General features: G+C 60.9%; 12 protein-coding genes. All 12 read left to right on the top strand.

Features of this window, described 5'->3' with window-relative positions; translation table 11 throughout:
- Nucleotides 1-331: 331 nt before the first annotated feature.
- Entirely contained in the window at nucleotides 332-1,216 is an 885-nt protein-coding gene (locus tag ABSE61_RS00120; protein WP_423869016.1) for a branched-chain amino acid ABC transporter permease, read from the top strand.
- Nucleotides 1,217-1,218: 2 nt separating this feature from the next.
- On the top strand, nucleotides 1,219-2,196 hold the full coding sequence (locus ABSE61_RS00125) for a branched-chain amino acid ABC transporter permease (protein WP_423869017.1): 978 nt from the start codon (nucleotides 1,219-1,221) through the stop codon (nucleotides 2,194-2,196).
- A complete protein-coding gene (locus ABSE61_RS00130; RefSeq protein ID WP_423869018.1) occupies nucleotides 2,196-3,017 on the top strand; it encodes an ABC transporter ATP-binding protein in 822 nt (273 codons plus the stop codon). Before ABSE61_RS00125 ends, ABSE61_RS00130 begins: the two co-directional genes overlap by 1 nt.
- Nucleotides 3,004-3,753, top strand: a complete 750-nt coding sequence (locus tag ABSE61_RS00135) for an ABC transporter ATP-binding protein (protein ID WP_423869019.1) — start codon at nucleotides 3,004-3,006, stop codon at nucleotides 3,751-3,753. Before ABSE61_RS00130 ends, ABSE61_RS00135 begins: the two co-directional genes overlap by 14 nt.
- Before the next feature lie 32 nt (nucleotides 3,754-3,785).
- The gene (locus ABSE61_RS00140) at nucleotides 3,786-4,928 is read left to right on the top strand and encodes an ABC transporter substrate-binding protein (RefSeq protein WP_423869020.1); all 1,143 of its coding nucleotides are present in this window, start codon (nucleotides 3,786-3,788) and stop codon (nucleotides 4,926-4,928) included.
- Nucleotides 4,929-5,023: 95 nt separating this feature from the next.
- Entirely contained in the window at nucleotides 5,024-6,307 is a 1,284-nt protein-coding gene (locus ABSE61_RS00145; protein ID WP_423869021.1) for a RidA family protein, read from the top strand.
- A gap of 151 nt (nucleotides 6,308-6,458) precedes the next feature.
- Complete coding sequence (locus ABSE61_RS00150) at nucleotides 6,459-7,727, top strand: ABC transporter substrate-binding protein (protein WP_423869022.1); 1,269 nt, start codon at nucleotides 6,459-6,461, stop codon at nucleotides 7,725-7,727.
- A 49-nt stretch (nucleotides 7,728-7,776) separates the two neighbouring features.
- Nucleotides 7,777-8,661, top strand: coding sequence for a branched-chain amino acid ABC transporter permease (locus tag ABSE61_RS00155; RefSeq protein WP_423869023.1), 885 nt, complete (start codon nucleotides 7,777-7,779; stop codon nucleotides 8,659-8,661).
- 3 nt (nucleotides 8,662-8,664) lie between these two features.
- On the top strand, nucleotides 8,665-9,678 hold the full coding sequence (locus ABSE61_RS00160; RefSeq protein WP_423869024.1) for a branched-chain amino acid ABC transporter permease: 1,014 nt from the start codon (nucleotides 8,665-8,667) through the stop codon (nucleotides 9,676-9,678).
- Complete coding sequence (locus tag ABSE61_RS00165) at nucleotides 9,675-10,403, top strand: ABC transporter ATP-binding protein (protein WP_423869025.1); 729 nt, start codon at nucleotides 9,675-9,677, stop codon at nucleotides 10,401-10,403. The genes ABSE61_RS00160 and ABSE61_RS00165 overlap by 4 nt, the downstream gene beginning before the upstream one ends.
- Nucleotides 10,396-11,100: an ABC transporter ATP-binding protein gene (locus tag ABSE61_RS00170; RefSeq protein ID WP_423869026.1), complete on the top strand. Its 705-nt coding sequence runs from the start codon at nucleotides 10,396-10,398 to the stop codon at nucleotides 11,098-11,100. Before ABSE61_RS00165 ends, ABSE61_RS00170 begins: the two co-directional genes overlap by 8 nt.
- A 2-nt stretch (nucleotides 11,101-11,102) precedes the next feature.
- A complete protein-coding gene (locus ABSE61_RS00175; RefSeq protein ID WP_423869027.1) occupies nucleotides 11,103-12,080 on the top strand; it encodes an amidohydrolase family protein in 978 nt (325 codons plus the stop codon).

Consider the following 12,080-nt stretch of genomic DNA (forward strand, 5'->3'; position numbering starts at 1 on the left):
CAACCGGCGCAACTTGAGATTTGGCAGCAAACTTTGGCAGCAGGCTTTGGCATCAGAAACTGGCAGCAGGTGCTCCTTGCACGCTTGATGCCAAACGGCGGAAAGGCCACCGGTGAACTCCGATATCGCCGTGACCACGGTGAAAGTATCTGATTTTGTTGAATACGCATGCAAAAGCTTTAAGTGCGGCATTTTGTCGATTCCAGCGCGTGGTTGAACTGCTAAAAAGAGCTGCACAAAACATAGGCCAATTGCCCTTGCATTCGCATGCAATTTGATCTTGCCGCTTTGGCTGCGCGAGCGTTAGCTCATGTGAAGAGAGAGCGCGCCGATGACACTCGATCAATTCGTTCAGACCACGCTTGGCGGGCTAGCGATCGGCTGCATCTACAGTCTGATTGCGCTCGGCATCTCGATGATCATCCGCGCCACCGACATTCTTCATTTCGCGCAAGGCGAAATGTTGATGATCGGCTCGATGATGGGTCTATCAGCCTATTGGCTGCACGGCATGCCGTTTGTGCTGGTGCTGCTCGCCGGCACAATCGGCGGCGGTCTCGTGTCGATGGCAATCGAATTTTTCATCTATCGCAGGCTGCGCCTGCGCCGGGTCTCGCTGATCAACATCATGATCGCGACGCTCGGCGTTTCGATCGTCCTGCAGAACGTTGCGCGGCTGGTGTGGGGTTCGGAGCCGCTGCGTTATCCCAGTCTGTTTGCGTCGAGCGGGCTCGTCTTTGCGGGCTTCGTGGTCTCGCCGCAACTCGTCTGGATCGTGGTCCTCAGCGGCCTGATCATGGGCGCCCTGATCGTCTTCTTCCGTTACACCCGCCTCGGCATCGCCATGCAGGCGGCAGCGCAGGATCCGGACGCCGCCCGGCTGATGGGCGTTAATGTCGATCGCACGACGACCTACACCTTTGCGCTGTCCGGCATGATGGCGGGCGCTGCCGGCGTATTGCTGGGATCGCTATTCTTTGCGTCGTTCAATATGGGCTTCATGACCGGCATCAAGGCCTTTGTCGCCGCGACGCTGGGCGGCCTTGGAAGCGTCGCGGGTGCGATGATCGGCGGGCTGATTTTCGGAATCATCGAGACGTTTTCCGGAATGCTGATTTCGACCGCTTACAAAGACGCGGTCGGCATGGTGGTGCTCATCGCCATTCTTCTTTTCATGCCGTCCGGGCTGTTTGCCCGCGATGGCCGGGCCGTGTGAACATGCGCGCGGTTCCGATCGCCCGACTTGTCCTGTTGCTCATCCTCGCTGCCTTGCCGCTCGTGCAATCCAATGCCTATTGGGTACACATCTTTAGTCTGGCGTTGATCAGCGTCATCCTGGCATTTTCCCAACAATTGCTGGTTGGATCGGCCGGTATCGTATCGCTGGGGCAGGGCGCTTTCTTCGGCATTGGCGCCTACTGCGCCGGCTCGCTCTCGATCTCGCTCGGCTCGCCGTTTCTGTTGGCGATCGTGGCTGGCGGTCTGCTCGCCGGTATATCAAGCCTGCTGCTGACCCCGATCGTTCGCCTCAGGGGCTCGAGCCTTGCGGTGGCGACGCTCGGCTTTGCGATCATCGTCCACCTCGTCATGCTCAACGAGGACTGGCTGACCGGCGGCAGCATCGGCATGATGGATATCCCAGCCCCAACTCTGTTTGGCGTGTCGCTCGGCGGCGAGACGCGGTTTTACTACGTCTGTCTGATTGCCGCCGCGGGCGTATTTCTGGCGCTCGACAGGATCACGCATTCGCGGTTCGGACGCGCCTTGACCGCGATGTCGCAGGATGAAGAGGCGGCGCGCGCCAGCGGGATCGCGATCTCGCTCTACAAGAGCAAATGCTTCCTGGTCGCCGCGATCGTGTCGGGCATCGCCGGCGGTCTGTACGCCTATCATTCCCGTTATCTCAACCCGAACGATTTCGATTTCCAGAAATCCATCGATATCCTGATCATGGTGGTGATCGGCGGCATCCGAAGCCTGCCGGGCGCGGCGCTCGGCGCGGTAATCGTCGTCCTTATCCCGGAACTGCTGCGCGCGTCCGGAGAATTCCGGCTCCTTCTTTTTGGCGTCATGGTGATCGTGCTGGCGGGAACCGGCAGCCGTGGCCTGAGCGGCATTCTGGTCGATCTTTTCAGGCGCTTTTCGTCGCCTCGGCTTTGGCCGGTCTTGCGGAAGCCGGGAGCGGTGAGGCTGTAATGTCCGCACTGTTGGTAATCGGTGGGCTTACGCGTCGTTTCGGCGGTCTCGTCGCGGTCCGCGACGTTGCGATGGAAGTCGAAGCCGGATCGGTGCATGGGCTGATCGGTCCGAACGGCGCCGGAAAAACCACGCTGCTCAATCTGATTTCGGGGCACATTCCATCGAGCAGCGGCCGGATCGGGTTTGCGGGTGGTGATATCACGCGCTGGTCGGTCGATCGTCGTGCACGCGCCGGCATCCGGCGGACTTTCCAGAACCTGAAACTGTTCCGCGACATGACGGTGCTCGAAAACGTCATGGTCGGAATGCACGGGGAGACGCATTGCGAAATCTGGCGCGCGCTGTTGCGCACGCGCACACAACAAGCCGAAGAAGCCGCCATTGCCGAGCGCGCCCGCGAAGCGCTCGATTTCGTTGGCCTGTTGAGTCTGGCCGACACAAGGGCGGATGATTTGCCCTATGGCTCGCAGCGGCTTGTCGAAATTGCCCGCGCAACCGTGGCACGGCCGAAGCTGCTTTTGCTGGATGAGCCGGCGGCCGGCCTCAACGGGGTCGAAAGCCGGCGCCTTGTCGATCTGATCAGGGCCATTCGTTCGGGTGGCACGACCATCCTTCTGGTCGAGCATCACATGGACGTGGTGATGCCGTCCTGCGACCGCATCACCGTGCTGAATTACGGTCAGCGGCTTGCCAACGGGACGCCAGCGGAAATCAGGGCCCATCCGGAGGTGATCAAGGCCTATCTCGGCGGCGGGCTCAAGCGGCGAGAAACGCGCACACCGAAACAAAAGGCGGAGCTTCTCCATGCTGCGTCTTGAAAATATCAGCGCCGGCTATGGCGCGGTGAGCGCCTTGCGCAACGTCGACATGGTCGTCGCGTCAGGCGAAGTGGTCGCGCTGATCGGTTCGAACGGGGCCGGAAAATCGACGACGTTGCGCACGATTTCCGGACTGGTTCGCCCGAACACCGGGAAAATCGAATTTCAGGGCGAAGCGATCACAGAATTGTCGCCCGAACAGATCGTCGAGCGCGGCATCATCCATGTGCCGGAGGGACGCCACGTGTTTCCGCGGCTGTCGGTTCGTCAGAATCTGACCGTCGGCGCTTATTCGTCTCGCGCTCACGCCAAGAAAAATGAAACGCGCGAACGCGTCTTCGAGTTGTTTCCGCGGCTTTACGAGCGCCGCCAGCAGCTCGCGGGCTCGCTGAGCGGAGGCGAGCAGCAAATGCTGGCCTTTGGCCGCGCCATGATGGCGCAACCGGTTCTGCTGATGCTTGATGAGCCCTCGCTGGGCCTCGCACCCATCATGGTCGAGGACGTGGCGCGCGCGATCGACTATTTCCGCGAAAGCGGCGTCACGATTTTGCTGGTCGAACAGAACGCCGAGCTTGCGCTCGAACTCGCCACGCGTGGCTATGTGATCGAGACCGGCTCCATCGTGCTCGCGGATACCAGCGAGCGGCTTCTCGAAAATCCAAAGGTCTGGGCGAGCTATCTCGGCGAACAGGATTGGGAGTTTGAGGCGGCCGAAGTTGCGCAAAGCCCGCAGTGAATGAGTTTTTCGCCAACAAGGGAGTTTGAACCATGCGTTTCCTAAATGCCCGCGGCGCGATCGCCATAGCCGTCATGATCGCGGCCTCTGTTCAGCCATCGTCGGCCGAAACCATCAAGATCGGCGTGTTCGGCCCGTTTTCCGGCGACGCCGCCGCGATGGGTGGCAGCGAGAAAGACGCGGTCAGCCTCGTCATCCAGGAAAAGAATGCCGCCGGAGGTATCCACGGGCAACAGATCGAGCCGGTCTATGCGGACGATAGCGGCAAGCCGGAGGAAGCTGTCAACACGATCAAGCGGCTGATATCGCGTGACGAGGTTCTTCTCAACATCGGCAGCATCTCCAGCCCCGCGAGTCTCGCGGCTTCGCAAGTCAGTCGTCAGTCGGAGACCGCACAGATCGTGGTCGGCGGCACCGCGCAAAGGATCACGACCTCGGGCAACAAATGGGTGTTCCGTTCGCCGGTGCCCGATACGAAGCTCGTCGCCGACCTCGTCGATTTCATTCATGAGAAATTTCCGAAGGTGACCAAGTTCGCGTTCCTTTACGTCAACGACGATTTCGGCCGCGGCGGCTTTGAGGCCTTCAAGGCGGCCGGCGCCAAATACGGCTTCGAAATCGTCGACGAGGAACGCTATACCCGTGGCGACATCGATTTCACCGCACAGCTCGGCCATATCAAGGCGAGCCCGGCCCAGGCCATGGTCGAGTGGTCGCGCTATACTGAAGGCGCGCTGGTCGCCAAGCAATTCGTCCAGACCGGATTGAATTTGACGCGATTTGGCTCCGACGGCATCGCCACGCCCAAATTCATCGAGCTCGCGGGGCCGGCGGCGGACGGCATCTATTTCACGGCGCATTTCAGCGTCGCGACGACATCAGATATCCCGGTCGCCAAGGACTTCGTCGCCAAGTTCCGCAAGGCCTATGGCCGCGACCCGGACTCCTATGCGGCGGAGGCCTATGACGCCGCCACCATGGCCGTCATGGCGGTCGAAGCCGCCAGCAAGCCCGATCGCGCCTCGGTTCGCGATGCGCTGGCGAAGGTCAGCTTCGAAAGCAGCCGCGGTTCGTTCAAGTTCGATGAGAAGGGCGATCCGCTGCTCGTCACCCATGTCGTGAAGATCGTGGACGGCAAGGAGACCAACGCGCGTAACATGCCCGTTCAGAACTAGGTTGCGCTCGCGCGTCGCATTCATCGGCTAGGCGATGGTCGATACCATTCGCTTAGTGCAGTGATGGCGACGAGGGCCAATGGGAGGATAAAGCGATGAACGCAAAAATCATCAAGTCGGACAATCCGCAGCCGCTCGCGGTCTACACCGAAGCCTTCGACGTCGGCGGCTTGATCTTTGCCGCCGGCCAGTTGCCGACCGATTTCAAGACCGGCATTCCCCCTGAAGCCAAGAAGGATCCGAACTTTCCGTTCTATGGTTCTGACATCAAGAAGCGCACGCATTACATCATGAAGAATCTCGCGCGGACCTTTGAGGCCGCGGGAGGTTCGCTCGATCACATCGTCAAGGCGCAGGTGTTTCTCGAGGACCTGCGCGACTTCCATGCCTTCGATGAGGTGTGGAAGGAATATTTCAAGATCCCACCCGCGCGCACCACCGTCGGGACGACGGGCTTGCTGGTCAAGGACGCGCAGATCGAAATCGATCTGATCGGCTATGTGCCAGGCAAGCTCAAAAGCCAGCTGATCAAGTCGGAAAATGCGCGGCCGATCGCGCACTATACCGAAGCGTTCATGGTCGGCGGGTTGATATTTGCCGCCGGACAATTGCCGTCGGACTTCAAGACCGGCGTTCCGGCCGAGGCCAAGAAGGACCCGAACTTTCCGTTCTATGGTTCGGACATCAAGAAGCGTACGCATTACGTCATGAAGAACCTTGCACGCACCTTCGAGGCCGCGGGCAGCTCGCTCCATCACATTTGCAAGGCGCAGGTCTTTCTCGAAGACATGGCGGATCATGACGCTTTTCAGGAAGTGTGGCGCGAATATTTCAAGGAGCCACCACCAACCACCGTGGTCGGCACCTGTGGTGTCGAAACCAAAGGTCTGCTGGTGAAAGACGCGCAGATCGAGATCGATCTGATCGGCTACATCCCGGACAAGATCAAGGCGCGCACCGTGAAGACATCGAATCCCAAGGGATCGGCGAGCTACACCGAAGCGGTTGTCGCTGGCGGGCTGGTGTTCGCTGAAGGCGCGCTGCCGACCGATTATGCGTCGGGCATTCCGGCTGAAGCCAGGAAAGACCCGAACTTTCCGTTCTACGGTTCGGATATCAAGCTGCGGACGCGCTATGTGCTGAACAAACTGGCGCGCACGTTTGAAGCGGCCGGCAGTTCGCTGGACCACGTTGTCAAGGCGCAGGTGTTCTTAGACGATCTGAACAATTTCAGCGCCTTTGACGAGGTGTGGAAGGAGTTCTTCAAGACACCGCCGGCGCGGACCACGGTTGAAACCAGCGGACTTCCGGTCAAGGACGCGATGGTGGCGATCGACCTGATCGGCTACGTGCCCGGCGAGGTCGCGTTGACGGGGTGACGTCGCGATCCGCGAGATATGCCGCGAACGCGCAAGATGTCGCAGCAAGATGCACGTCGTGATCAAGATGGTATCGCCAAGAATTCGATTGCTGCTTAAAGACACCGTTGTTAGGCTTTTGTTTTCATTGGTAGCGCGCAGCGGAGATATCATGAGACGCCTCAAGCTAGTCGGGATTATCTTCGCGTGTCTGTGTCTTGTGGCGCAATTGCCGGCGAAAGCGCAGGAGAATATCCGGATCGGCGTGCTGTTGCCGTTGACCGGGCCGCTCGCCAAGAACGGTCTCGAAAACTGGGAAGCGATGCAGATCGCCCGCGACATGATCAACGAGCGCGGCGGGATCAACGGCCGCAAGGTCGAATATCTTCAAGGCGACGCCAACACGCCGAACACCGCGATCAGCGAGACCGAACGGCTGATCACCAAAGACGACATCAAGATCACGACCGGCTCGTTTGCTTCGCCGATTGCGATCGCGGTGAGCCAGGCGGCGGAACGTCATGGCGTGTTTCATTGGGAGACGACGGGGGCAGCCGAAATCATCACGCGCCGCGGCTTCAAGCACACGTTCCAGGTCGGCGCGCCGGCGCGCAAGTACGGACAGGCCGCGGTCGATTTCATCGTCGACGACCTCGCCAAGCGCCTGAACAAGCCGGTCGATGCGCTGAAGATCGCCTTGTTGTGGGAAAATCGCGCGTTCGGAAAATCCGTCGGCGACGGCATTCGCGCCTACACGCAAGCAAAAGGCATCAAGCTCGCCTATGACGAGGGCTACGATCAGACCGCGACCGACATGACCCCGATCGTGCAGAAGCTGAAAGATGTCGCGCCCGACATCGTGATCGCGATCTCATTCCCGAACGATGCGATTTTGTTTCAGCGCAAGGCCAAGGAGTTGGAATTCAACGTGGCGGCGTTCATCGGCGTCAGTGCCGGCTACTCGTCGCCCGACTTACGGGAATCGATCGGCGATGCCGTGAGCGGCATCTTTGTCGCCGATTTCCCGCCGAAGGTGAACGCCGCGGTGCTGACGCCTGAGACCAGGAAGGTCGCCGACGAATTCTACAAGCGCTATGAGGCCAAGCTGAAGCGGCCGCCGGCCGGGCACGCCGCCGCGGGCTTCTCGGCGGTCTGGGCGCTGTTCACCGAAGTGTTGCCGAAGGCCAAGACTTTCGAGCCGGACGAGTTGCGCGAGATCGCGCTGAAGCTCGATCTACCGGAGGGGTCGCTGGTCAACGGCAGCGGCATCAAATTCACCAATTTCGACTGGCCCGACGATCCCAAGGATGCCGGACAGAATCTGCGCGCCTCGATCGGCGTCTGGCAGTGGACCAAAGCGGGCAATGAGGAAGTCTATCCGGGCGAACTCGCAACGAAGCCGCCGATCATGGTGCCGCTGCCGGATTGGAGTGAGCGTTGATTCCGAATCCGGCTGACGAGGTGGATCGCCTGATCGGCGGAACGCGCACGTGAACACGATCATCCAGCTCGTTATTTCCGGCCTTCTGATCGGCAGCGTCTACGCGCTGATGAGCATCGGCCTGACGCTGATCTTTGGCGTCTTGCGCGTCGTCAACTTCGCCCATGGCGAATTCCTGATGATCGCGATGTATGGCGCCTGGGCGTTCAGCAAATTGCTCGGCCTCAATCCGTATATTGCGGCGATCGCCGTTGTGCCTGCGATGTTCCTGTTCGGCGCGCTGGTCTATCGGCTGGTGATCGGCTCGGCGCTGGAGAAGCCGCATCTGGTCGTGGTGTTCGCCACCATGGGGCTATCGATCTTCCTGCAAAACGCAGCACTGATGGCGATGACCGCCGACCTGCGCGATGTGCCGCCGATCTTCGGCCGATCGATTTCAGTGGGGCACGTCTTCATCAAGGGCGAGCTTTTGCTCGGCTTTGTTATTACGCTCGCTTGCACTGTCGCCCTGCAATGGGTGATCAAGTTCACGTTTCTCGGCAAGGCCATTCGCGCCACCGTGCAGGACGGCGAAGCGGCAAAACTGATGGGGATCGCCGTGCCGAAGATCTTCCTTATCACATTCGCCGCCGGTTCGGCGCTGGTCGGGCTTGCGGCCTGCGTGATGCTGCCGCTGTTTTCGGTGTTTCCGACCGTTGGGTTGAATTTCGTGCTGATCGCCTTCGTGATCGTGGTGCTCGGCGGCATGGGGAGTATCGAGGGCGCGCTGCTGGGAGGTTTCTGCGTCGGCGTGGTCCAGTCGGTCGGTTCTTACTATGTTGCGCCCGCGTTTGGGCAACTGTTCTTCTTCGTGCTGTTCCTGCTGGTGATGATTTTCCGCCCCAACGGCTTGTTCGGTCAAAAGGGTGCGGCGACCCTCGGCATGAACGAGTAGCGCATGACGGCGATGCCGGCCAGGACGACAGGGTTCTCGCGAATTTCCGCAATGCCGCGGCGCGGACAGATCTCATGGTTTGAGATCATGTTGTTCACGGGCTGCGTCGTCTGGGTCGCTTTCGGTCTTGTGCCGGCCCTGCAAGACGTCGTGGTGCTCTCGTTTCTTTTTGCCGGCCTTGCGCTTGCCTGGAATATCGCCGGCGGTTGCGCCGGATTGATCTCGTTCGGCCACGCCGCGTTTTTCGGAATCGGCGCCTACACGTCGACCATCCTGTTTCAGAGTTACGGCCTTACGCCGTGGCTTGGAATCTTCGTCGGCGCCGCGGCTGCGGCCATCGCCGGCGCGGTGCTCTCGCTGATCTGCGCCCGGCTCAAGGGACCGTTCTTCATTCTGTCGTCGCTGGCGTTTGCCGAAGTGGTGCGCATCATCGCGCTGAACTGGTCCTCGGTGACCGGGGGCGCCGAAGGCCTGTCGATCCCGCCGGTGCCCGATTTGGCCAATATGGTGCTGGGTTCGAAGCCCGCTTATGAGGCGCTGACCCTGATCTATTTGATTCTCGCCTATGCGGTCATGCGTTGGCTCGAGGCATCGCGCTTCGGATTTTATCTGTTCGCGGTTCGCGACAATGACGAGGCGGCCGCCGCGGCCGGTATCAACCCACTGATGGTCCGCTCTTCGGCGATGGCGCTGAGCGCGGCGTTGACCGGGGTAGGGGGCACGCTTTTCGCGCAATATTTCCTTTATCTCGATCCGACTTATGTGATCTCGCCCGAACTGTCGTTTCAGTTTGCGCTGTTGCCGGCGGTCGGCGGGCTCGGCACCGCCATCGGCCCGATCCTCGGCTCTTTTCTGATCACGCCATTGTCGGAGTTGTTGCGCGCCAATCTCGGCAATGCCGCGGCGGGACTGCATCTGGTGATCTACAGCGCCGGGCTCATCGTCGTGATGCTGTATTTCCCGACGGGCGTTGCCGGCGCGCTCGAAAAACTCAAGTCGCGAAAGCCGCAACCATGAGCGCGTTGTTGGAAGTCCAAGGCGTCAGCCGGACCTTCGGCGCCACCCGCGCTGTCGACAACGTGTCGTTTGCGGTTCGGCCGGGCGAATTGCTGGGGCTGATCGGGCCGAACGGTGCGGGCAAAAGCACGCTGTTCAATCTGATCGCGGGCGTGATGCCGCCGTCGGGCGGCAAGATCGTGGTCGATGGCACGGACGTGACCGGATGGAAGTCGTATGACATGGCGAGGGCCGGCATTGCCCGCACGTTTCAGATCCCGAAGCCCTACAAGCAATTGTCCGTCATCGAGAACGTGATGATCTCGGCGTTTCTGCGCGAGCGTTCGATGGCGGGGGCGCGCGATCTGGCAGATTTGACGCTCAGCGATCTTGGATTGGCGCCTTACCGAGACCGGCCGGCAAGCGAATTGACGATCGGGCTGTTGAAGCGGCTGGAAGTCGCCCGCGCGCTCGCGGTGCAGCCGAAACTCGTTCTGTTTGATGAGATCATGGCCGGTCTAACCCCGACCGAGGTCGGCGCGATGACCGAAATTGTCGCGAGCCTGCCCGCGAAAGGGATCACCGTAATCTGGGTCGAGCATGTTCTCTATGCGATCATGAAGACGGCCAGGCGAATGGTCGTGATTAACCGCGGCAGCGTGATCGCCCAAGGCTCACCGGCGGAAGTGGCGCGCGATCCGGCCGTGGTCAAAGCCTATCTCGGTGAGGAGATGCAGCTTGCTTGAGGTCAAGAACCTCGATGCGTTCTATGGCGCGGTGCAGGTGCTGCACGGCGTCAATCTCGTCGTGAACACCGGCGAGATCGTGGGTCTGGTCGGCGCCAACGCGGCCGGCAAGAGCTCGCTGATGTTTTCGCTCGCAGGCTTGCGAACCGTCTGCCGCGGTGAAGTGCTGCTGGATGGCGCGTCCATTCAGGCGTTCGCCCCCTGGGAACGGCCGTCGAAGGGTCTTGTGCTGGTGCCGGAGCGGCGGCGGCTATTTCCTTTCATGACCGTGCTCGAAAATCTCGAAGTCGGCGCCTACGCGCCCGCGGCGCGCGCCGTGATCTCGCGATCCCTCCAGGCGGTGTTCGTATTGCTGCCGACGCTGTCGGAGCGGCGCAGCCAGATCGCGGGGTCGATGAGCGGCGGCGAGCAGCAGATGCTCGCGATCGGCCGGGCGCTGATGGCGCGGCCGCAGGTGCTGTTGCTCGACGAGCCGACCGAAGGGCTGGCGCCAATTTACGTAAAGCTTCTGTTCGATCTGATCGTCGATCTGCGCCGCCAGGGTCTCACCATTCTGATTGTCGAACAGAACGTCCACCACGTGCTGCGGGCGGCGGACCGCGCCTATGTGCTCGAAAACGGGCGGATCGTCATGGAAGGTGAGGGCCCCGCGCTCCTGAAAGACGAACGGCTCAAAACGGCCTATCTAGGACTCTAATCATGATCACCGATATCCACTGCCATTACGTTCCGGATGCCTTTTTCAAGTTCGCGCAATCGCGCCCGGAGTTCGCAACCACGATCAAGCGCCGGGAGGGCGATGCGGTCGATCTCGATATCCGCGGCATGCACTTTGGCCTGAACACGACCTTCTTCGACATGGAAAAGCAGGTCGAACGGATGCAGCGGGACGGTGTCGAACGCGCGATGCTGTCGCTGGCGACGCCGTTCATCGACTATCATCTCGATGCTGCGATCGCCGTGGAAGCGGCCGCGGTTTTCAACGACGGCTTGGCGGCGGCGATCGCGCCGGATCGCAAACGCTTCGGCGGCTGGGCGTTGCTGCCGATGCAAGACCCCGAAGCGGCCGCGCGCGAGTTACGCCGCTGTGTTTGCGATCATCGTTTCATCGGCGGGCACATCGCCTCCAACGTGCGCGGCCTCTATTTGAACGACAGCCGGTTCACGCCGATCTTCGAGGCCGCGGTCGATCTCGGCGTTCCCCTCTTCGTGCATCCGGCCGATCCTCTGGGCAAGGACCGGACGCGCGACTATGAACTCACGATTGTCGCGGGCTATCTGTTCGACAGCACCATCAACATCCTGAAAATGATCTGTTCCGGCTTTCTCGACCGCTGGCCGACGCTCAAGCTCGTCTGCGCCCATGGCGGCGCGTTCAGCCCGGCCTTGCGGGCCCGGATGCAGCGCGAGGTCGACACCAACGCCCAGCTCAAACGTACCCTCACCAAGCCGGTCGGCGATTATCTGCGCCAGCTCTATGTGGATTCGATCTGCTTTGAGCCGGCGATGTTGCGCTATGTCACCGAGGTGATCCCGCCCGAGCAGATCATGTTGGGCAGCGACGCGCCATTTCCGCTCGGCGAACCCCATCCGGTGACGTTTGTGCGCAATGCCCTGCCGGCCGAGCAGACCAAACTGGTGCTGGAAGACAATTTCGAGCGGCTGGTCGGAGGCTGA

The organism is Bradyrhizobium sp. (genome assembly GCF_049519115.1).
Classification (GTDB): Bacteria; Pseudomonadota; Alphaproteobacteria; order Rhizobiales; family Xanthobacteraceae; genus Bradyrhizobium.